The organism is Pseudomonas sp. PSPC2-3 (genome assembly GCF_049898265.1).
Taxonomy (GTDB): domain Bacteria; phylum Pseudomonadota; class Gammaproteobacteria; order Pseudomonadales; family Pseudomonadaceae; genus Aquipseudomonas; species Aquipseudomonas veronii.
Map to the genome: position 1 here is coordinate 260,110 of NZ_JAFCXJ010000010.1, position 22,339 is coordinate 282,448.

At 55.3% G+C, this 22,339-nt stretch carries 18 protein-coding genes; 8 read left to right on the forward strand and 10 right to left on the reverse strand.

Features of this window, described 5'->3' with window-relative positions; translation table 11 throughout:
* The first annotated feature begins 126 nt into the window (after window positions 1-126).
* The 8 genes from ACP7E3_RS23775 to ACP7E3_RS23810 are packed head-to-tail and all read left to right on the forward strand — an operon-like array spanning window position 127 to window position 10,171.
* Window positions 127-1,371, forward strand: a complete 1,245-nt coding sequence (locus tag ACP7E3_RS23775; protein ID WP_104903659.1) for a hypothetical protein — start codon at window positions 127-129, stop codon at window positions 1,369-1,371.
* Window positions 1,372-1,373: 2 nt separating this feature from the next.
* The gene (locus ACP7E3_RS23780) at window positions 1,374-1,835 is read left to right on the forward strand and encodes a serine O-acetyltransferase (RefSeq protein ID WP_158683860.1); all 462 of its coding nucleotides are present in this window, start codon (window positions 1,374-1,376) and stop codon (window positions 1,833-1,835) included.
* Window positions 1,836-1,856: 21 nt separating this feature from the next.
* Window positions 1,857-3,476 carry an O-antigen ligase family protein gene (locus ACP7E3_RS23785; RefSeq protein WP_426124561.1) on the forward strand — a complete coding sequence of 540 codons (1,620 nt, stop codon included), beginning with the start codon at window positions 1,857-1,859 and terminating at the stop codon, window positions 3,474-3,476.
* On the forward strand, window positions 3,476-5,314 hold the full coding sequence (gene asnB / locus ACP7E3_RS23790) for an asparagine synthase (glutamine-hydrolyzing) (RefSeq protein WP_201022041.1): 1,839 nt from the start codon (window positions 3,476-3,478) through the stop codon (window positions 5,312-5,314). The genes ACP7E3_RS23785 and asnB overlap by 1 nt, the downstream gene beginning before the upstream one ends.
* Before the next feature lie 49 nt (window positions 5,315-5,363).
* On the forward strand, window positions 5,364-7,010 hold the full coding sequence (locus ACP7E3_RS23795) for a heparinase II/III family protein (RefSeq protein WP_426124563.1): 1,647 nt from the start codon (window positions 5,364-5,366) through the stop codon (window positions 7,008-7,010).
* A 7-nt stretch (window positions 7,011-7,017) separates the two neighbouring features.
* Window positions 7,018-8,196 (forward strand): glycosyltransferase family 4 protein, encoded by a 1,179-nt coding sequence (locus tag ACP7E3_RS23800; protein WP_426124565.1) that lies wholly within the window; start codon window positions 7,018-7,020, stop codon window positions 8,194-8,196.
* Between the two features lie 2 nt (window positions 8,197-8,198).
* Window positions 8,199-9,158 (forward strand): UDP-glucose 4-epimerase family protein, encoded by a 960-nt coding sequence (locus ACP7E3_RS23805; RefSeq protein ID WP_201022039.1) that lies wholly within the window; start codon window positions 8,199-8,201, stop codon window positions 9,156-9,158.
* The gene (locus ACP7E3_RS23810; RefSeq protein ID WP_426124568.1) at window positions 9,155-10,171 is read left to right on the forward strand and encodes an MraY family glycosyltransferase; all 1,017 of its coding nucleotides are present in this window, start codon (window positions 9,155-9,157) and stop codon (window positions 10,169-10,171) included. The genes ACP7E3_RS23805 and ACP7E3_RS23810 overlap by 4 nt, the downstream gene beginning before the upstream one ends.
* Before the next feature lie 64 nt (window positions 10,172-10,235).
* Here the strand turns inward: ACP7E3_RS23810 and ACP7E3_RS23815 are convergent, their stop codons facing one another.
* From ACP7E3_RS23815 to gyrA, 10 genes are all read right to left on the reverse strand, one after another.
* On the reverse strand, window positions 10,236-10,478 hold the full coding sequence (locus ACP7E3_RS23815) for a LapA family protein (protein ID WP_201022037.1): 243 nt from the start codon (window positions 10,476-10,478) through the stop codon (window positions 10,236-10,238).
* Between the two features lie 21 nt (window positions 10,479-10,499).
* The gene (ihfB, locus tag ACP7E3_RS23820) at window positions 10,500-10,793 is read right to left on the reverse strand and encodes an integration host factor subunit beta (RefSeq protein WP_201022036.1); all 294 of its coding nucleotides are present in this window, start codon (window positions 10,791-10,793) and stop codon (window positions 10,500-10,502) included.
* A gap of 131 nt (window positions 10,794-10,924) precedes the next feature.
* Window positions 10,925-11,209 carry a hypothetical protein gene (locus ACP7E3_RS23825; protein WP_177030485.1) on the reverse strand — a complete coding sequence of 95 codons (285 nt, stop codon included), beginning with the start codon at window positions 11,207-11,209 and terminating at the stop codon, window positions 10,925-10,927.
* A gap of 162 nt (window positions 11,210-11,371) precedes the next feature.
* A complete protein-coding gene (gene rpsA / locus ACP7E3_RS23830; protein ID WP_003218806.1) occupies window positions 11,372-13,066 on the reverse strand; it encodes a 30S ribosomal protein S1 in 1,695 nt (564 codons plus the stop codon).
* 119 nt (window positions 13,067-13,185) lie between these two features.
* Window positions 13,186-13,875, reverse strand: a complete 690-nt coding sequence (gene cmk, locus ACP7E3_RS23835) for a (d)CMP kinase (RefSeq protein ID WP_017848848.1) — start codon at window positions 13,873-13,875, stop codon at window positions 13,186-13,188.
* A complete protein-coding gene (locus ACP7E3_RS23840; RefSeq protein WP_411221055.1) occupies window positions 13,872-16,082 on the reverse strand; it encodes a bifunctional prephenate dehydrogenase/3-phosphoshikimate 1-carboxyvinyltransferase in 2,211 nt (736 codons plus the stop codon). Before ACP7E3_RS23840 ends, cmk begins: the two co-directional genes overlap by 4 nt.
* Before the next feature lie 28 nt (window positions 16,083-16,110).
* Window positions 16,111-17,223 (reverse strand): histidinol-phosphate transaminase, encoded by a 1,113-nt coding sequence (hisC, locus tag ACP7E3_RS23845; protein ID WP_017848850.1) that lies wholly within the window; start codon window positions 17,221-17,223, stop codon window positions 16,111-16,113.
* A gap of 9 nt (window positions 17,224-17,232) precedes the next feature.
* Window positions 17,233-18,327: a prephenate dehydratase gene (gene pheA, locus ACP7E3_RS23850; RefSeq protein WP_017848851.1), complete on the reverse strand. Its 1,095-nt coding sequence runs from the start codon at window positions 18,325-18,327 to the stop codon at window positions 17,233-17,235.
* Complete coding sequence (gene serC, locus ACP7E3_RS23855) at window positions 18,327-19,412, reverse strand: 3-phosphoserine/phosphohydroxythreonine transaminase (protein WP_026140261.1); 1,086 nt, start codon at window positions 19,410-19,412, stop codon at window positions 18,327-18,329. Before serC ends, pheA begins: the two co-directional genes overlap by 1 nt.
* Before the next feature lie 238 nt (window positions 19,413-19,650).
* Window positions 19,651-22,305, reverse strand: coding sequence for a DNA gyrase subunit A (gene gyrA, locus ACP7E3_RS23860; protein ID WP_046384281.1), 2,655 nt, complete (start codon window positions 22,303-22,305; stop codon window positions 19,651-19,653).
* Between the last annotated feature and the right edge of the window lie 34 nt (window positions 22,306-22,339).

Genomic DNA, 22,339 nt, shown 5'->3' on the forward strand with positions numbered 1-22,339 from the left:
CAGGCTCAAACATACTGGTCTGGCGGAAAACACAGGTTTCCGCCAGATCTTATGCGATGACGCAATAGCGGTCATCAGGTACTCGTGGAATAGCATTTGTCGTAATAAGGTTGACGAGGTCTTAGCATGTTCAATCTACTGATTCAGGCGCTGACACTGTTAAGTGGATTAGTTGTCAATTTTGTCATCCCAGGACTGTATGGCCTGGAAGCTTATGGCGCCTTTATTAAGGCTAACGTACTGGTATTTCTATTTCAGAAGCTTCTAGACATCATCAACGAACAACTCATTGCCAGCGTGGAGGCCGAGTACATACTCGTCACCTCACTGTTTATGGCGGTGTTGATTTTTCTACTTTTCAGCGCGATGAATCTTATCGATAGCATCGGCAATCCTTTGTTATTAGGCGTGATGCTGCTCAGTTCAGCATGCTTGTTATCGCTCTTCGGCCTACGCCTTCAACGGTGGATTGTCGGCTATCTGATGATTTTCCTATGTGTGTTTTTCTCGGCGCTTCTCATCAGTTACCAAAAAATATTGCCATTGAACATCGTTGATGTGCTAATTCTGACGAACCTGCTGCCCTGCTTGTTTGCGATTGCGGTACTGGTCTGTCATGGCGCACGGTTGCCCATGGGGAAACAGCTACTGTCTACTTGCAAAAACGTCGTGGTATTACTACCGAGAATGGTATCCATCACTCTGGTATTCAATCTATTTACCAATATCCTCCCTTTTATCCTTTCAAAAAGCCTTCCCGTCCGAGATCTGGGACTTTTCCGGGTGATCGTATCAATCATTCAATCGGCGACAAGTTTATTTCCCATCAATGTCAGGGCAGTATTCGTCGCTTTCGTTTCTGGCAGCCAGCGCCAGGAGCAATATAAAATCATCATGTCAACGGCGCTACTGTACTTTGCTCTGGCAGGACTGACAGGTTACGCAGCCGGCTGGCTATTTCCCCAGTATTCCGCCTACTTAGCGATGCTACCCTGCTTACCTGTGCTTTACTGGTCTGTAGTGACAGAACGCTACCTAGTGGCCTGCGGACTTCATCGCAAGGTCATCGTCGTCAACCTGATCATTGCCCCCCTGGCAGTGGCCGGAATGATTCTCTTTGTTCACGGTCTTAAGCAGGCAGAGCTCTTTTACGCTATAGGATTCTCGGCGTACCTGTTATTTCTGCATGTTATGTGCCAACCCGGAATCCGGTTGTCAGTGGTTTTCTGGGTAGCACTACTTTCGCCAATTGCAGTAATCATGAAAGACATCAGCTTGATCTGGGGCGTACTTTATATGGGTTCGCTTACAATTATCGCAGCAGGAGTACTTCGGCTTCGACTGGCTGATCTTCGCACATTGAGGTTTTGACAGTGAATGCAGTGAAACTATATCGAATAGGCCATTGGTTCTACCAGCGCCGAATCCCCGTCTTGCCGGGCTTTGTTCGCAACCTGATCTTTCTGTTGTTCAACTCGTACATCCCGGTTTCGGCAAATATCGGAAAGGGCACCATTTTCGCTTACGGTGCGATTGGGGTCGTGCTCCATGCGAATGCCAAAGTGGGGGACGGATGTGTACTGGGTCAGGGAATCACGATTGGCGCTGCCGAAGGTTATGTAACAAGTGAGATCAATCGATGCCCGGTCATTGGGCATAACTGCTATATCGGAGCGGGCGCCAAGATCATTGGCGATATAAAAATCGGTGACAACTGTCAAATTGGCGCTTCAGCTGTAGTACTAAAGGATATCCCTGACAACTCAATCGTTGTAGGAGTTCCGGCCAGAATTGTCGGACAAACGTCCGCAGACTACAAGGCAATACGCCCCTGATATGGCAATTGGAGCATCGCGATGAATGGCAGTGACTACTTTAAAAGCAGCCTGATGATTGCAATGTCAGCCTGCGTTGCTATTCTACTTACGCAGAATGCCGGTGTGCTTTTTTATATCGGCATACTAGGAGGCCTGTTCCTAGTGCTGGCCGCCGTCGCTTCGCCATGGCACGGTTTATTGGCATTATTCCCGCTGGTATTTGCGCTGCGCCCCGCGCCGCCATCCGTAGGTACCCAAGAGTTAATATTTGCCGCACTCACGGCAACGGTGTTTGTCAGCACCTTTATCAGACTTTTTCGTATCCGAAGCATAAAATCCATTTTTCGTTTCTTTGCCTGGCCACTTTTGATCGGCATTGGGTTACTGTGCCTCAACTTATTGATTGCGATGAAACATCATGTCCCTGTACAAGATTGGATCAGGGGCGTTACACCCTTTTTATTTATATTTGCGCTCATGCCCGTATGCGTACTTATCAACGGTGAGCAAAAAAACATTTATTGGATTGGCGCCTCGATCGGCGCACTGGTCTTATTGAGCGCAGGCCATATCGTTTTGTACTATTTCCAATATGATATATGGCAACCGTACTGGACCGTGTTGGTGGATGGAGAACAGATAAGGTTGTCACGGGAAGCCGCACTGAATATGGCAAATACCGTAGGCCCCCTGCGGGACCGGATAACCATGCTGTTACCGCAGGCGACAGATGCACTGCTGCCTTCTGGAATGGCCGCAGGTTTTGTTATCAACACATTAACGCGAAACCGATATATCGCACTGGTGACTGCCTTCATATCATTGCTTTGCCTGACAGCTGTGCTGATCACGTTAACGAGAAGCATGTTGATCAGTGGCGTCGCTACCATTGCTCTATTCTCAATCTATATTTTTGTCACTCACAAAAATCTCCGTGTAAAAATTTCTGCCAACATTACCGCTCAACTGGTATTAGGCTTGGTATTCATCTTCTCCACCGGTATGGATCAATCTTGGCTGGGGCGCTTGAATTCCCTGTCCGACGCAGCACTGCCAATGGCTACCGCCCCCATTTCGTCAAATACCCCAGAGAACACGGAAATAATCGTTTTAAATACCATCACGAAAAAGAAAGAGGATTTCAACGTAGCATCTAGAGTCAAAGAATACGAAATTGCATGGGACATGTTTTTGAGCAGCCCCGTATTCGGCAATGGAATAGGTGTAAAGCATGAGATGCACTGGGAAAAACCTGACGGCTCATCACTTATAGAACTTGTTGGATACATACACAACTGGCCTTTGTATATGCTAATGGTGAGTGGAGTACTAGGACTCCTGACCTACACACTCATTATCATGGGCCCCGCCCTGTACAAACTGACCACTCTAAAATCCGAGCCCAACTATTTGACAGTTATTCGCATAACCGTCATGACCATGGCTATATATGGATTATTTTTTGCGGTCTTTCGATTGATCTCTTTCAACATACTGCTCGCCACAGTATGGGGATTAATTTATGCGCAAAAATGGCCTATGCAAAAAATCAGTGACAGCGCAAAAAACACGGAATTGAACACCCCCCAATGTTCAGCAACCGAATACGCCATAAAAAATAAAGTTACTGACCAACAAAATAGGGAGCAACCAGTTTAATGTGCGGTTTAAGTTTTTTTGCGGTTAAACGCGATACTCCTGCGCTACGAGACCAATTGCAAGCGAGTCTCGCGGCCACCAAGCATCGTGGCCCAGACGCTTCCGGCACCTATTTCGCCGAAATTGCCAACCACCAAGTTGGACTTGGTCATAATAGACTCAGCATTTTGGATCTTTCGGCAACTGGCAGCCAACCGATGTTTACTGGCAATGGAATTAGCATCGTATTCAATGGAGAAATCTTTAACCATCATGAACTACGTAACCAGTTGATCGAACAAGGCTACACATTCAATGGCACCTCCGACACCGAGGTAATCCTTCAATTGTATGTAGCGCACGGGGACCACGCCTTCAAACGTCTGCAAGGAATGTATACATTTGTCATTCTGGACGAACCGCGCCAGAAAACATTCTTGGTAAGGGATGTGATTGGGATAAAGCCGGTATATTGCTACACTGGCGAATATGGCATCTATGCCTGCTCCGAAATCCGTGGCCTCAAGTGTTATTCGGACGTCGTAACTGAGATCGACAATGACGACGTTTTTGAGTTCTTCAACAACGGTTTCCTCTACGAGCCGAACACCGGCTACAAAGCTATCAAAAAGCTAATGCCGGGGACTTACCTTGAGTTCGATCTATTGACCGGCGACTGCAGGACGCGGCGGCACCAGACCATAACGAGCTACACATCAGAACAGAGCCTTGCAGAAAATGTACGCTCCGCTGTCACGCGGCAATTGGAAGCAGACGTTCCAGTCGGTGTATTTTTCAGTGGTGGCGCTGATTCGAGCATACTGGCGAGTTTCACAGGTGAAGCAGATCTTTTTTTTGCAAAGTACGAAGCAACGGATGACTCCGTCATCGACATGAGGTTTTCAGCTGAAATCGCCGATTACCTGCACAAAAAGCTGGTCGTCACAGAGATTCTTGATTCAAAAGATGATGTTTTCGAGTCGATCGATTTTGTCGCCGCGAATACAGAAGAGCTGGTATCCGATTACACCTTCTGGGCCACCTATCGCTTATCGGCTGAAGCCAGGAAGAGCGGATACACAGTGATGCTCAGTGGAATGGGCGGAGACGAAGCATTTGCTGGATACCCACGCTACAAGGTCCTGAAGCATCACCGGTTGATCCGTCTGCTCTACCCGGTCTTGAACGCGCTGCTGAAACTGAAGCTATTCCCCAAGCAACTTGACAAGAAATTTGAGCGGCTGGTTTCCTATGCCGAAGAAAGCTATTGGCCTCTGGCCTATTCTCGAATGCTGGGATATTTTTCGCGCCAAGAACTCAAGGGCTTTTTCCGCGATTTTGCGGGGCTGGAGTGCCACTACAAACAACGCTTGAACGCCGTACTCCTTGATTACAGTGGCGATCCGGCAGACAAGGTAAAATTCGCACAACACTTTGACCTGACAGGTTTTCTCAGTCATAACCTCAGCGTATCTGACAAAGCCAGCATGCTCGCCAGTATTGAGCTGCGCGTTCCACTGCTGGATGAACGAATCGTTGCGAAAGGCTTGGCGACCTCCAGTGCCGATTTGTTGAAAGGCGGCAATCCCAAGGCGCCACTTAAGACTCTATTAAAAAGCCTGCTACCCGCCTCACTTGTCGATCGTCCAAAAACCGGATTCAACCCCCCTCTCGATGGCATTATCCGTCGCATTGGCTCAGAACGCCTGCTGTCAGAGTTCGAACGTATTTATGCTTACCTGCGACCTGAAGAAGTAGAGAAACTGGTCAAAAACCATTTCATGGGTACCGCCAATAACACCTACAAGCTATGGCAGGTGTTGTACTTCGAACGCTGGCTAAAACATAACTTTCCATGAGCATCACTAAAATCAATCAATCTGACTTCTCACTATTCAAGTGGTTCTCATGGGCAATACGTTAATGCATCGACTACTAAAGCTCTACCATACGGTAAAACTGTTGCGGATGAAGCAGATTTTCTATCGACTGTATTACCGTTACGCTAAAATCAGTTCTTTTACTGCCCCCACACCTGTCAAACGGATGAGTTTCGGCTTAGCTAATCCACCGCACTGGAGTTCTTCGCACTTTACAGCTGACGAACAGTTTGAATTTATGGGCCTTAAAGCACCGTTTGAGTGGAACAATCAACAGCGCCCGAAGATCTGGCAGTATAACCTGCACTACCTTGATCACCTCGTGTCATCAGACCGCACACGACCTGATTTTGATAGAACCTTGGTAAACAGCTGGATTGCCGGCAACCCACCCTATGCAGGTTGCGGCTGGGAGCCTTATACACTTTCACTGCGCATTGTGAACCTCATTAAATGGTTCAATCAGCAGCCCACCCTTGAGCCGAAGTGGCTGGATAGCCTGGCCATACAATGCCATGCACTCTCAAAGCAGGTTGAACACCACATCCTCGCCAACCATATATTTGTGAATGGTAAGGCGCTGCTATTTGGCGGCTGCTTCTTAGATGGTGCAGATGCTGAACGTTGGCAATCTGCCGGATTGAAGATACTGGACACAGAGGTCAAAGAGCAGTTTTTGGCTGATGGCGCGCATTTTGAACTATCCCCCATGTACCACGCGTCCTTGCTTTGGGACATGTGTGACTTAGTGAATTTAGCCACTCATACTACAATACCAACACTAAGAACACGCCTTCCCGAGTGGAAACAAATTATTAAAAAGGGCATCGTCTGGCTGCGCAGCCTCCAGCACCCGGATGGAGATATACCATTTTTTAACGACTCGGCATTGGGTATTGCCCCAACATTAGGCAATATTGAAATGTATGCCAGCGAACTGGGGTGTTTACCAGCGAACAACAAGCCAAAGCCCTTGGCTGTTTACGCAGAACATCATATCGAAAGTGGTTACGTGGCGGTTAATTTCAGTGACGCCAGCAAGGCGCTTTTGAACCTGACACAAGTAGCCCCCGACTATCAACCCGGACATACCCACGCGGACACCTTGAGCTTCGAACTCAGTTTGTTTGGGCATCGAGTGTTCGTTAACTCCGGAACCTCGCAATACGGTGAAGACTCCGAACGTCATCGCCAACGCAGTACTGCGGCACACAATACAGTCGACGTTAATGATGAAAATTCATCTGAAGTATGGGCAGGCTTCAGGGTCGCACGCCGAGCACGAACGACACTGAGCTTGATCGAACAAAATGAAAACGCCGTGCGTATTCGCAGCAGCCACGATGGCTACCAGCGATTGAAAGGCAAAAATCTGCACACGCGTGAATGGATAGCTACACCGGGCGAATTACAAATCCGCGATTCGGTCACAGGCGATTTCAACCGAGCATTAGCCAGGCTCTACGTACACCCCGAAGTCAAGATTATTCAAAATGGCGACACCTTTACGTTAACGCTCCCAGGAGGTCAGGTCGCCGTCGCTACCGTACAAGGCGCGAAAAGTGTCAGCTTGATTTCTACTACGTGGCATCCAGCATTCGGTGAATCAATTCCAAACCAATGCATCATTGCTGAACTGTCATCCACCGTGCTGAGCACTCGTATAACCTGGTGAGGTTTATTTGAAACTTTTAATTTTGAGCTTCTATTACCAACCTGACCTTTCGGCGGGCTCCTTTCGCTCAACCGCGTTGGTAGACGCGCTGCTCAAGCGACTGCCAGTGGATGCTCATATCGAATTGATTACAACCCTGCCAAACCGCTATAGCACCTTCACTAGCGCAGCGCCGGAACTGGAAGAGCATCCTCGCCTGACGGTGCGAAGAGTCGCCCTGCCCGCCCACAAAAGCGGAATGATTGATCAAGCCAAGGCTTTTCTGGTTTACGCAAATACTGTGCGCAAAATAATAAAAGACAAGCGCCATGACCTTGTCTATGCCACCTCTTCACGCCTTATGACGGCAGTGCTGGGCGCCCTCATCGCACGCAAACAAAAAGCTCCGCTTTATTTAGACATTCGCGATATTTTTGTTGATACGATCAAAGATGTTTTACCGAAGAAACTGGTTCGGCTAATGAAGCCAATACTTTCGCTACTCGAAAGATTTGCCATCACCTCAGCGAAAAAAGTGAATCTGGTTTCTGAAGGATTTTATCCGTATTTCAAATCACGCTATCCAGACCAGAGCTATTCATTTTTTACAAACGGCATCGACAGCGAGTTCTTGAGCGCCCAGCCGTTGGAAACCACAGTTAGCTCGCCGAAGGTGATGGACGTCGTCTATGCCGGGAACATTGGTGAAGGCCAGGGCCTACATCATATCGTCCCGTTATTAGCAAAACAGCTCGAAGGCGTGTTGCGATTTCGGGTAATCGGTGACGGAGGCCGGCTGGCGCTTCTAAGAGAAGCCATTACGGCGCAAGGATGTACTAATGTTGAATTATTAACCCCCGTCAAGCGCGATGAGTTGATTCATATTTATCAGTCTGCGGATGTGCTCTTTCTACACTTGAACGACTATGATGCGTTTCGCAAAGTTTTACCGTCGAAACTGTTCGAATACGCTGCGCTGGGCAAGCCGATCTGGGCCGGCATATCCGGTTATGCGGCGAATTTTGTTTCCATGCATATCGAAAACGCGGCTGTCTTTGAGCCTTGCGATGTCGCCGCCGGGGTAAAGGCCCTCGAAACCTTGACTATCGCGACCAGCCCCCGCCATGCCTTCGTAGAACATTTCGATCGCAGTAGTATCATGCGTGAAATGTCAGAAGACGTTCTTTCACTCCTAGAGACTACTTGATCATGCAAATCCTCCTGACAGGAGCGAGCGGTTTCGTTGGTCGTGGTCTAGTTCCCCCATTATTGGCACGACGACACAAGATCACCGCTGCCATGCGCAACCTGAATGCAGAGTTTGATCTGCACATTGACCAGGTTCAGATAAGCGGGCTGTCCGCAGATCAGAAGTGGCAGCCATTGCTGGCTGGCAAAGATCTAGTGATCCATTTGGCGGCTCGTGTACACGTCATGAGTGACAACTCAGCCGACCCGCTAGTCGAATACCGCCGGGTCAATGTTGATGGAACCCTCCATTTGGCGCGGCAAGCCGCCGATGCCGGCGTCAAACGCTTCATCTTCATCAGCTCAATCAAAGTTAACGGAGAAAGCACCACGGGGGGCATGGCTTACACGGCTGATGGTCCGACGGCGCCAACCGACCCTTACGGTATCTCCAAGATGGAGGCCGAACGCGGTCTACGTGCCTTAGCAGACGAAACAGGGATGGAGGTTGTGATAATCCGTCCCGTTCTTGTGTATGGCCCCGGCGTGCAGGCGAACTTTCTCAGCATGATGCGCTGGCTGCATAAGGGCCTGCCATTGCCGCTTGGCGCTATCCATAACCAACGCAGCCTGGTCGCTCTGGATAACCTCGTTGACTTGATAGTGACCTGTGTCGAACACCCTGCTGCAGCAAACCAAACTTTTTTAGTGAGTGATGGCGAGGATCTCTCGACTACAACGTTGTTACGCCGTATGGCTAAGGCTATCGGGAAGCCCGCACACCTGCTGCCCTTACCCGCCTGGATGCTCGAAGCCGGAGCCGCCATATTGGGGCGACGGGCTCTCGCACAACGATTATGTGGCTCTCTACAAGTAGATATCTCCAAGACTCGCGAACTCTTGGGATGGACACCACCGTGCAGCGTGGATGACGCACTGCGTAAAACAGGCAAACATTTTTTGGAACTACACGCTAAATGAATATGTGGTGGCTGTTACCGGCTGCGACCCTTGTCGCACTTATTCTGACAGGTGCCTTGCGCCATTACGCACTCGCCAGAAGCCTGATCGATATACCCAACGCGCGCAGTTCGCATGTCGTACCGACCCCCAGAGGCGGCGGAGTATCGATCGTTATAAGCTTTTTGCTTGCCCTGGTACTGACTGCAAACCTGGGTGCCGTCGCCTGGTCTTTTGCCTGGGCGCTTTTGGGCGCCGGTGCCGGTATCGCAGTATTGGGGTTTCTTGACGACCATGGCCATATTGGTGCTCGCTGGCGCCTACTCGGGCATTTCATTGCGGCTGCTTGGGTACTTTTCTGGGTTGGCGGACTTCCGCCGCTGGAACTACTAGGGTTTTCAATCGACCTTGGCTGGGTCGGTCATGTGTTGGCGGCTGTTTATTTAGTCTGGCTGTTAAACCTATACAATTTCATGGACGGAATTGATGGCATAGCCAGCGTCGAAGCAATTTGTGTCGGTCTCAGCAGTGCTCTGCTGTATTGGCTTGCCGGATATGATCGTTTGGCGCTGCTGCCGCTGCTATTGGCATTTGCGGTTGCGGGCTTCCTGTATTGGAACTTTCCTAGAGCGCGCATCTTCATGGGCGACGCCGGCAGTGGCTTTTTGGGAGTCACGCTGGGGATACTGTCATTACAGGCAGCCTGGACTGCGCCGCAGCTCCTTTGGAGCTGGCTAATCCTGCTCGGCGTGTTTATTACCGATGCCACTTGGACTCTGCTGCGCCGCTTGTTGAGGGGGGAAAAAGTTTATGAGGCACATCGCAGCCACGCTTACCAATTTGCTTCACGCCAGTTTGGCAAACACTTGCCGGTAACCCTGACGGTGGCGGCAATCAATATTGGTTGGCTGCTCCCCATGGCACTGCTGGTCAGCGGTAACATATTGGATGCGGTAATTGGGCTACTTCTGGCCTATCTACCGCTAGTTGCGTTAGCGGTAAAGTTCAAGGCAGGAGCTAAAGAGATTTGCTGATCGACTCCTGGATGGCAGCCGCCTTCCCGTCTCTATATGAGCAGAGCGACGTCACTTTACGCAGTCAAGCCAAATGCTTGCGGCGTCGCGCTCTTATAGTACGGCTTGCAATCCAACCAACCAGAGGGCCCACCGTCATACCGAGAAGTAAGGCAGCCACGATAAAGACAGATACTGGAAACTGTGGCACGACCCACCCAAAAAACCGTAGAGAAACCACCTGTTGGTTCTCCAGCACGAACGCCAGAATGCAGAGCAAAACCAAAAGTATCACCAAAATACCAAGCACGCGCTTGAAGCTACTCATGACTTACTCCCTGAACGAGTTTCAAGCCTCGTCCTCTTCCTCGTTGACCCGGTCTCGCAACTCTTTACCTGGTTTGAAATGCGGAACGAACTTGCCGTCCAGGCTGACGGATTGCCCGGTCTTAGGGTTACGGCCTACGCGCGGGGCGCGGTAGTGTAGCGAGAAGCTACCAAACCCTCGGATCTCAATACGATCGCCCGTAGCCAGGCATTGGGACATTTGTTCAAGCATGGTCTTGATGGCCAGCTCCACATCCTTGGATGAGAGCAGCCCTTGATGGGTGACAATTCGTTCGATCAACTCCGACTTCGTCATATTTTTCCCTTCTTTTTCAAGCAGCTAGGAAAAGCGCTTCAAAGGTTTTAGCATGACTTGATGAATTTGAACAGCCCATCCAATAACTTATCTACACGCCAGATCGACTTCACTATCAAGCGCTTACGCGCTCAATTGCAGATCACCAGCATCGTGCGGGTAACGGCGCCTGCCGGGTTCCAGCCGAACAAGTAATCCCCTTCCTCGTCCTTGGCGTCACTGGACCTTGTGACGACCTTGTACCCCTGCGTCTTGCACTCTCGAGCCGCGCGCTTCTCGCACTTCTCCCAGTTGGAACCCAAGCCTGAGCAGTCGATCTCGATGCCACTGACGCCATGCCGTGCGTGAGTCTTGGCATTGGTGGCGGCGCAACCTGCAAGCATGGCCATTGCGAACACTAAGATGAGCCTGTTCATTGAAAATCCTTACTGAATCAGCAACACGGGAATAGCTTATCCAAAGACTATAATCAGTTCTGACACCGATCAGCTCTACGTGGCTCCAAGTTGTTGATTCAACAAATTTCAGGCACAAAAAAGGGCGACCGAAGTCGCCCTTTTTCTATGGTCTGACAGAACTTAGTTCTGTTTTTCCATTTGTGCACGCAACAGGTCGCCCAGAGTGGTAGGACCAGCAGAAGGCTCAGAGGTAGCTGGCTTGTCGCGCAGGCTCTGGATGGCTTCTTTCTCTTCAGCATCGTCTTTCGACTTGATGGAGAGCTGGATTACGCGGCTCTTGCGGTCAACGCTGATGATCTTGGCTTCTACTTCTTCGCCTTCTTTCAGAACGTTGCGCGCGTCTTCAACGCGGTCACGGCTGATTTCGGAGGCTTTCAGAGTCGCTTCGATATCGTCGGCCAGGGTGATGATGGCGCCTTTAGCGTCAACTTCTTTCACGATGCCTTTAACGATTGCGCCTTTGTCGTTCTCTTGAACGTACTCGGAGAACGGATCGCTTTCCAGTTGCTTGATGCCCAGGGAGATGCGCTCGCGCTCTGGGTCAACCGACAGGATAACGGTGTCCAGCTCGTCGCCCTTCTTGAAGCGACGAACAGCTTCTTCGCCCACTTCGTTCCAGGAGATGTCGGACAGGTGAACCAGGCCGTCGATGCCGCCGTCCAGACCAATGAAGATACCGAAATCGGTGATCGACTTGATGGTGCCGGAGATTTTATCGCCCTTGTTGAACTGGCCAGAGAAATCTTCCCATGGGTTAGATTTGCACTGCTTGATGCCCAGGGAGATACGACGACGCTCTTCGTCGATGTCCAGAACCATAACTTCCACTTCGTCGCCGACTTGTACGACTTTCGAAGGGTGGATGTTTTTGTTGGTCCAGTCCATTTCGGAAACGTGTACCAGGCCTTCAACGCCTTCTTCCAGCTCAGCGAAGCAGCCGTAGTCAGTCAGGTTGGTAACACGCGCGGTCACGCGGGTGCTTTCTGGGTAACGGGCTTTGATAGCGACCCATGGATCTTCACCCAGTTGCTTCAGGCCCAGGGAAACACGGTTGCGTTCGCGATCGTATTTCAGAACCTTGACATCGATCTCGTCGCCAACGTTGACGATTTCGGAAGGATGCTTGATACGCTTCCAAGCCATGTCGGTAATGTGCAGCAGGCCATCGACGCCACCCAGATCGACGAATGCGCCGTAATCGGTGAGGTTCTTGACGATACCTTTGACTTGTTGGCCTTCCTGCAGGGATTCCAGCAGAGCTTCACGCTCGGCGGAGTTCTCTGCTTCCAGGACGCTGCGACGGGAAACGACAACGTTGTTGCGTTTCTGATCGAGCTTGATGACCTTGAATTCGAGTTCCTTGCCTTCCAGGTGCGTGGTGTCGCGCACTGGACGGACGTCGACCAAAGAACCTGGCAGGAACGCACGGATGCCGTTAACGTCGACAGTGAAGCCGCCTTTAACCTTACCGTTGATAACGCCCTTGACCACTTCTTCAGCTGCGAAGGCTGCTTCGAGAACAATCCAGCATTCAGCGCGCTTGGCTTTTTCACGGGACAGCTTGGTTTCACCGAAACCGTCTTCAACCGAGTCCAGAGCAACGTGAACTTCGTCACCGACATTGATAGTCAGATCGCCAGCGTCGTTGTAGAACTGCTCAAGCGGGATGAGTGCTTCAGACTTCAGACCAGCGTGAACGGTTACCCAGCGAGCTTGGTAATCGATATCAACGATAACACCGGTGATGATGGAGCCTGCCTGAAGGTTCAGGGTTTTTAGGCTTTCTTCAAAGAGTTCCGCAAAGCTTTCGCTCATTTTAATTCCTGTTGATAAGGGCGAAGAATACGCCCATCTCCACGCCCCAGACGGTGTGGGTTAGTTTCAATTAAAAGAAGCACCGCAGGACTATGACTGGTCCCCTGCAGACTTCTTGGTCACCCGGCGATATCGCGAATAGCGATTTCACTCAAGATGCGTTCCAACACCTGCTCGATGGACAACTCCGTGGAATCCAGCTGTATGGCATCAGCCGCCGGCTTGAGCGGGGCTACTGCGCGCTGGGTATCACGCTCGTCGCGTGCACGGATCTCATCTAGCAGACTCGACAGACTAACACCATCCACTTTGCCCTTCAACTGCAAGTAGCGGCGACGCGCCCGCTCCTCGGCACTGGCGGTCAGGAAAATCTTCAGCGGCGCCTCGGGAAATACCACCGTGCCCATGTCGCGGCCATCGGCTACCAGGCCCGGCGGTTCCTGAAACGCCCGCTGGCGCTGCAGCAGCGCATCACGCACGGCCGGCAACGCGGCAACCTGGGAGGCCCAGGAACCGACTTGTTCGTTACGCAGGTCATCGGTCACATCGTCCCCTTCCAGGATGATGCGCTGGGGATGACCTTCCGTCGCAGCGACGAACTGCACATCAAGGTGCGCCGCCAGCAGCTTCAGGGATTCTTCGTTGGTGAGATCGACGCCGTGGTTGCGCGCGGCAAATGCCAGCAGGCGGTACAGCGCGCCGGAATCCAGCAGGCACCAGCCCAGGCGCTTGGCCAGGATGCCGGCGATCGTGCCTTTGCCCGAGCCGCTTGGCCCGTCGATGGTAATCACCGGTGCTTTGATATTCACAATTGAGCCTCTTGGGCAACACGGATGCCGACTTGGGCACACAGTGTAAGAAAGTTCGGAAAAGACGTAGCAACATTGGCGCAGTCACGGATACGAATCGGCGCCGTTGCCCGCAGCGAAGCCACGCTGAACGCCATGGCGATCCGGTGATCGCCATGGGCATGCACTTCGCCACCGCCCATCAGGCCACCGTCAATGATAATCCCATCGGGGGTGGGTTCACACTTCACGCCAAGGGCGAGCAGACCGTCGGCCATGACCTGGATACGGTCGGACTCCTTGACCCGCAATTCTTGTGCACCACGCAGGACGGTTCGCCCTTCAGCGCAGGCAGCAGCCACAAACAGCACAGGAAATTCATCGATTGCCAACGGCACCAGCGCTTCGGGGATCTCGATCCCTTTCAACGCGGCCGCCCGCACCCGCAGGTCGGCCACCGGTTCGCCGCCCACTTCGCGCGGATTTTCCAGGCGGATATCCGCGCCCATCAGCCGCAGGATATCGATCACCCCGGTGCGCGTCGGATTGATGCCGACATGCTCCAGCAACAGCTCGGAACCTTCCGCGATTGACGCCGCCACCAGGAAAAATGCCGACGAGGAAATATCCCCCGGCACTTCAATATGGGTGGCGACCAGCGCATGGCCCGACTCGACCGTCGCCGTTGCACCCACGACCTCTACCGGATAACCGAAACCGCGCAGCATGCGCTCGGTATGGTCGCGGGTCGGTGCCGGCTCGGTGACGGACGTCTTGCCCTCGGCATACAGGCCCGCCAGCAGCAGGCAGGATTTGACCTGCGCACTGGCCATCGGCAGCACATACGTCAGGCCTTTCAACTTCTGGCCACCACGGATGGTCAGCGGTGGGCGCCCTTCCGGCCCGGTTTCGATCACCGCGCCCATCTTCCGCAGCGGCTCGGCCACGCGGTTCATCGGGCGCTTGGACAACGAAGCATCGCCGGTCAGCACGCTGTCGAAGACCTGTGCGGCGAGCAAACCGGACAGCAGGCGCATGGAGGTGCCGGAGTTACCGAGATAAATCGGCCCCGGCGCCGGCTTCAAACCATGAAGCCCGACACCATGAATGGTCACGCGCCCGTGGTGCGGCCCCTCGATCACCACGCCCATGTCGCGAAACGCCTGCAAGGTCGCCAGGGCATCTTCACCCTCAAGGAAACCTTCGACTTCGGTCACGCCCTCGGCCAACGAACCGAGCATGATCGACCGATGGGAGATCGACTTGTCGCCCGGCACCCGGATACGCCCGCTCAAGCGGCCGCCCGGGTTGGCGAGGAAAGTCAGGTCGTCGGCGTTCACAGCGGTTTCCATGTAGGCCCGGCGTGCCAGGATCTTGCTGAAATGTTCACGCGCCACCCGCGCACGGGTAAACACGCCCAATAATTGGTGGCCATCCCCGGCATCGACCGCGTCGCGCAAGGCGTCAAGGTCGCTGCGGAAGGTGTCCAGGGTGCGCAACACGGCCTCGCGGTTGGCGAGGAAGATGTCGTGCCACATCACCGGGTCGCTGCCGGCGATCCGCGTGAAATCGCGAAAGCCACCGGCGGCATAGCGGAAAATCTCGAGGTTTTCGTTGCGTTTGGCCAACGAATCCACCAATCCGAACGCCAGCAGATGGGGCAGATGACTGGTCGCCGCCAGCACTTCGTCGTGGCGCTCGACCTGCATATGCTCGACATCCGCGCCCAGCTCGCGCCACAGACGGTCGACCACGGCCAAGGCCGCCGGATCGGTTTGCGCCAGCGGCGTCAGAATCACTTTATGCCGACGGAACAACTGCGCATTGGACGCTTCTACCCCGCTCTGCTCGGAACCGGCAATCGGATGACCCGGCACAAAACGCGCGGGCATCTCGCCAAACGCCTGCTGCGCCGCCCGCACCACATTGCCCTTGGCGCTGCCGACGTCGGTGAGGATCGCCTGGCCGAGGTCCATGCCGGCCAGCACCGCCAGCAACTTCTCCATGGCCAGGATCGGCACGGCGAGCTGGATCACATCGGCGCCCTGGCATGCGCGCGCCAGGTCGGTTTCACAGCGATCGACGACACCCAGCTCAACCGCCAACTTGCACGATTGCGGGTCCAGGTCCACGCCGACCACTTCGCCACACAACCCGCTCTCGCGCAGGCCCTTGGCGAAGGAACCACCGATCAACCCCAGACCGACCACCACCAGGCGACCGATCATAGGCACAGCAGGTTGCAATGCAGTGACATCAACCACGGGCCAGAACCTTGGCCAGCGCCTCCAGGAAGCGGCTGTTCTCAGCCGGCAGACCGACGGTGATGCGCAGGTGGTTCGGCATGCCGTAGTTGGCCACCGGACGCACGATCACGCCTTCGCGCAGCAAGCCCTGGAACACCGGGGCCGCCACTTGGCCGAGATCGACGCAGATGAAGTTGCCCTTGGACGGAATCCAGCCCAGGCCCAGCTCACGAAAGCCTGCCTGCAACTGCAGCATGCCGCTTTCGTTGATGCGACGCCCTTCTTCCAGGTACTCGGCATCCTGCAACGCTGCGCAGGCCGCCGCCAGGGCGAGGCTGTTGACGTTGAACGGCTGACGCACACGGTTGAGCACATCGGCCACCACCGCCGTCGACAGGCCGTAGCCGACGCGCAGCGACGCCAGGCCATAAGCCTTGGAGAATGTGCGCGAGACCAGCAGGTTCGGGTAGGCCGCGAGGAAATCCAGGCCGTCGGGCAGGTCGCTGCCTTCGGCGTACTCGATGTAGGCCTCGTCCAGCACCACCAGCACATGTTCCGGCACATCCTGTAGGAAGTCGTTCAGTGCCTGTGCATCGAACCAGGTGCCGGTCGGGTTGTTCGGGTTGGCGATAAACACGACGCGGGTCTGTGCATCGATCGCCGCCAGCATGGCCGGCAGGTCGTGACCCCAGTCCTTGGCAGGAATCACCCGCGCATCGGCACCGACGGCCTGGGTGACGATCGGGTAGACCGCAAACGCATGCTCGCTGAACACGGCGTTCAGGCCGGGCGCCAGATAGGCACGACCGACCAGTTCAAGAATGTCGTTGGAGCCGTTGCCCAGGGTCACCTGATTCAGCTCGACCCCGCACTTCTGCGCCAGCAGGGACTTGAGGGCAAAACCGTTGCCATCCGGATAACGGGTCAGCTCGGCCAACTCTTCACGAATCGCCGCCAGCACCTTGGGGCTTGGACCCAGAGGGTTCTCGTTACTGGCCAGCTTGACGATCTTCGCCGGGTCCAGGTTCAACTCACGCGCCAGCTCGTCCACAGGCTTGCCTGGAACGTAAGGCGACAGTTGTTGCACGCCCGGCTGCGCCAGGGCGAGGAAGTTGCCACTCATGTTAACGCCTCACAAAACCGCTTTCGGGTAAGAGCCCAGCACCTTGAGTGCCACGGCTTCCTGACTGATTTTTTCGAGCACGCTTTTGACCAGCGGATCGCGGTGATGGCCGATGAAGTCGATAAAAAACACGTAGGTCCATTTACCGCTGCGCGAAGGACGAGTCTCGATGCGCGTCAGGTCAATCCCGTTGTCGTGGAACGGCACCAGCAGTTCATGCAGCGCGCCGGGCTTGTTGCTCATGGAGACGATGATCGAGGTCTTGTCGTCGCCAGTCGGCGGCACTTCCTGGCTGCCGATCATCAAGAAGCGCGTGGAGTTGTCCGGGCGGTCTTCGATTTTTTCGGCCAGGCGCGTCAGGCCGTACAGGCCCGCCGCCATATCGCCGGCAATCGCCGCCGAGTTCCACTCGCCCTTGACCCGCTTGGCCGCTTCGGCGTTGCTGGACACCGCCACGCGCTCGACATTCGGGTAATGGGCATCCAGCCACTTGCGGCACTGGGCCAGGGACTGGGCGTGGGAGTAGATGCGGCTGATGCTGTCGGTCTTGGTGTTTTCACCCACCAGCAAATGGTGGTGGATGCGCAGCTCGACTTCGCCGCAGATCACCATGTCGTGCTCAAGGAAGCTGTCCAGGGTGTGGTTGACCGCGCCTTCGGTGGAGTTTTCCACCGGCACCACGCCAAAATTCACCGCGCCGGCCGCCACTTCACGGAACACTTCGTCGATCGCTGCCATCGGCTTGCTGATCACCGCGTGACCGAAGTGCTTCATCGCTGCCGCCTGGGTGAAGGTGCCTTCCGGGCCGAGGTAAGCCACTTTCAGCGGCTGCTCGAGCGCCAGGCAGGAAGACATGATTTCACGGAACAACCGCGCCATCTCTTCGTTACCCAACGGCCCCTTGTTGCGCTCCATCACGCGCTTGAGCACCTGAGCTTCACGCTCCGGACGGTAGAACACCGGCACTTCGCCTTCCGCCAGGGACGCCATCTTCACCCGCGCCACTTCCTGGGCACAGCGCGCGCGCTCACTGATCAGCTCCAGGACTTTCTCGTCCAGGCTGTCAATGCGTACACGCAGGGCCTTGAGTTCTTGCTCAGACATTAGCCGTGTTCCTTTTCGAACTCTGCCATGTAGGCCACCAACGCGTTGATGGCATTGATATCGACAGCGTTATAGATGGAGGCGCGCATGCCGCCCACCGAACGGTGACCCTTGAGGTTCAGCAGGCCGCGCGCCTCGGCACCGGCCAGGAACGGCTTGTCCAGACGGTCGTCGGCCAGGCGGAACGGTACGTTCATCCACGAGCGGTCGGTCAGGTTGATCGGGTTGCTGTACAAACCGCTGGCGTCGATGAAGTCGTACAGGGTGCGCTTCTTCACTTCGTTGAGCTTGCCCATGGCGGCAACACCGCCCTGCTCTTTGAGCCACTCGAACACCAGGCCCGAGAGGTACCAGGCAAACGCCGGCGGCGTGTTGTACATCGAGCCGTTGTCGGCCGCGACCTTGTAGTTGAGCATGGTCGGGCACAGCGAGCGGGCGCGACCGAGCAGGTCTTCACGGACGATGTTGACCAGGATGCCGCTCGGGCCGATGTTCTTCTGCGCGCCGGCGTAGATCATGCCGTACTTGGACACATCGATCGGCCGCGAGAGAATGTCCGAAGACATGTCGCACACCAGCGGCACGTCACCCACTTGCGGCACCCAGTCGAATTCCAGGCCGCCGATGGTTTCGTTGGCCACGTAGTGTACGTAGGCCGCGTCCTTCGACAGCTTCCACTCGTTCTGACCTGGAATCGCGAAGTAATCGTAAGGCTTGGCGGTACCGGCGACGTTGACGTTGCCGTAGCGCGCAGCTTCTTCGATGGCTTTCTGCGACCAGATACCGGTGTCGATGTAATCGGCCGTGCCGTCTTCGGGCAGCAGGTTCAGCGGCACTTGGGCGAACTGCTGGCTCGCGCCGCCCTGCAGGAACAGCACCTTGTAGTCGGAGGGAATGTCCAGCAAGTCGCGCAGGTCCTGCTCGGCCTTGGTGGCGATGGACACGAACTCATCACTGCGATGGCTCATTTCCATCACAGAGAGGCCTTTTCCATGCCAATCGAGGAGTTCACCCTGCGCGCGCTGCAGGACTGCTTCAGGAAGCGCCGCGGGACCGGCACAGAAGTTATAGGCTCTCTTGCTCACATCCAATCTCACTCTGATCTGGTGGGGGTGGTGCAATAAATCGAATATTAACTGCTAACGCTGCCTGTAGGAGCGGGCTTGCCCGCGAAAAACACAAGATCACCGCGTTTATCCAGGATGCACGCGTTATCGTTGACGATTTTCGCGGGCAAGCCCGCTCCTACAGGGGGAGCATTGATATTTCAAAGGTGACAAACAACAAGGGGCGAATCTTCATCCGCCCCCCCTGTTTGTCCGCTTATTCCTGCGGTTCTTCTTCGTCTGCGGCAGCGTCGAGGGTCGGCTCGTCGACGTTGTCATCGCCGGTTGCGATCACCTCGCCGTCAAATGCCTCGCCTTCCAGCTCTTCGCCTTCGACTTCCGACGGTTCCTGGACGCGTTCCAAGCCAACCAGCGTTTCGTCGTTGGCCAGCTTGATCAGCGTCACGCCCTGGGTGTTACGGCCCAGGCTCGATACTTCGGCGACACGGGTACGCACCAGGGTGCCCTGGTCGGAAATCAACATGATCTCCTCGCCATCGAGTACCTGTACCGCGCCGACCAGACGGCCGTTGCGGTCGTTGCTGACCATGGCAATAACGCCCTGGCCGCCACGCTTGTACTCCGGGAACTCGCTGATGGCGGTGCGCTTGCCATAACCACGCGCCGAAGCGGTGAGGATCTGGCTGCCTTCTTCCGGGATCAACATGGAAATCAGCTTCTGCCCTTCCGGCAGGCGCATCCCGCGCACACCGCGGGCGGTACGGCCCATGGCACGCACGTCGGATTCTTTGAAGCGCGTCACTTTGCCGCCATCGGAGAACAGCATGACTTCACGCTCGCCATCGGTGATGGCTGCGGAGATCAACACGTCGCCTTCATCCAGCTCCAGGGCGATCAGGCCCACGCTGCGTTGACGGCTGAAGGATTCCAGCGGGGTCTTCTTCACGGTGCCCTTGGCGGTGGCCATGAAGATGAAGTGACCTTCGGTGTATTCATCGACCGGCAGCATGGTGGTGATGTACTCATCACTGTCCAGCGGCAGCAGGTTGACCAGCGGACGCCCACGGGCGGCACGGGAGGCTTCCGGGATTTCGTAGGTTTTCAGCCAGTACACCTTGCCCTTGCTGGAGAACAGCAGCAGCGTGGTGTGGCTGTTGGCGACCAGCAGGTGAGCGATGTAGTCCTCATCCTTGACGCCGGTAGCCGATTTGCCTTTACCGCCACGACGCTGGGCCTGGTACGCAGCCAATGGCTGGGTCTTGGCATAGCCACCGTGGGAGATGGTCACGACGCGCTCTTCTTCCGGGATCATGTCCCCCAGGGTCAGGTCGAGACGCGCATCGAGGATTTCGGTGCGGCGCACGTCGCCGTATTCGGCGCGGATCACTTCCAGTTCTTCGCGGATCACTTCCATCAGGCGCACGGCGCTGTTGAGGATGCGGATCAGCTCGCCGATCTGGTTGAGGATCTCCTGGTACTCGGCCAGCAGCTTCTCGTGCTCCAGACCGGTCAGGCGGTGCAGGCGCAGTTCGAGGATGGCCTGGGCCTGTTCCGGCGACAGGAAGTACTTGCCGTCGCGCAGACCGTATTGCGGGTCGAGGGTCTCGGGACGGCAGGAATCAGCGCCGGCGCGTTCAACCATCGCCACCACGGCGCTGGATTCCCACGGCATCTTGATCAGCGCTTCCTTGGCTTCCGACGGGGTCGGCGAAGCCTTGATCAGGGCGATGACCGGGTCGATGTTCGACAGCGCAACCGCCTGGCCTTCCAGGATGTGGCCGCGCTCGCGGGCCTTGCGCAGTTCGAACACGGTGCGGCGGGTCACGACTTCGCGACGGTGACGGACGAAGGCTTCCAGCAGATCCTTGAGGTTCAGGATGCGCGGGCGACCGTCGATCAGGGCCACGACGTTGATACCGAACACGCTTTGCAGCTGGGTCTGGGCGTAGAGGTTGTTGAGGATCACCTCAGGCACTTCGCCACGACGCAGCTCGATCACGACGCGCATACCGTCCTTGTCGGACTCGTCGCGCAGCTCGGTGATGCCTTCGAGCTTCTTCTCCTTGACCAGCTCGGCGATCTTCTCGATCAGACGCGCCTTGTTCAACTGGTAAGGCAGCTCGGTGATGACGATCTGCTGGCGACCACCGACCTTGTCGATGTCTTCGATGATCGAGCGGGCGCGCATGTAAATGCGGCCACGGCCGGTGCGATAGGCTTCGATGATGCCGGCGCGACCGTTGATGATCGCGGCGGTCGGGAAGTCCGGGCCCGGGATGTATTGCATCAGCTCATCGACGGTCAGCTCGGGGTTGTCGATGAGGGCCAGGCAACCGTCGATGACTTCACCGAGGTTGTGCGGCGGGATGTTGGTGGCCATGCCCACGGCGATACCGCTGGAGCCGTTGACCAGCAGGTTGGGAATACGGGTTGGCATGACCGCCGGGATCATTTCGGTGCCGTCGTAGTTCGGCACCCAGTCCACGGTTTCTTTGTGCAGGTCGGCCAGCAGCTCGTGCGCCAGCTTGGTCATGCGGACTTCGGTGTATCGCATGGCCGCGGCGTTGTCGCCGTCGACCGAACCGAAGTTGCCCTGGCCGTCTACCAGCAGGTAGCGCAGGGAAAACGGCTGGGCCATCCGAACGATGGTGTCGTACACCGCAGTGTCGCCGTGAGGGTGATACTTACCGATCACGTCACCGACAACACGGGCAGATTTCTTGTACGGCTTGTTCCAGTCGTTACCCAGCTCGCTCATCGCGAACAGCACACGCCGGTGCACGGGCTTCAAGCCATCGCGCGCATCAGGCAGTGCCCGACCGACAATTACGCTCATCGCGTAGTCGAGGTAGGACTGTTTCAGCTCGTCTTCGATATTGACCGGGAGGATTTCTTTGGCCAGTTCGCCCATGAGAAGCCTGATTCCTTTTTCGGGTGAAACCTCG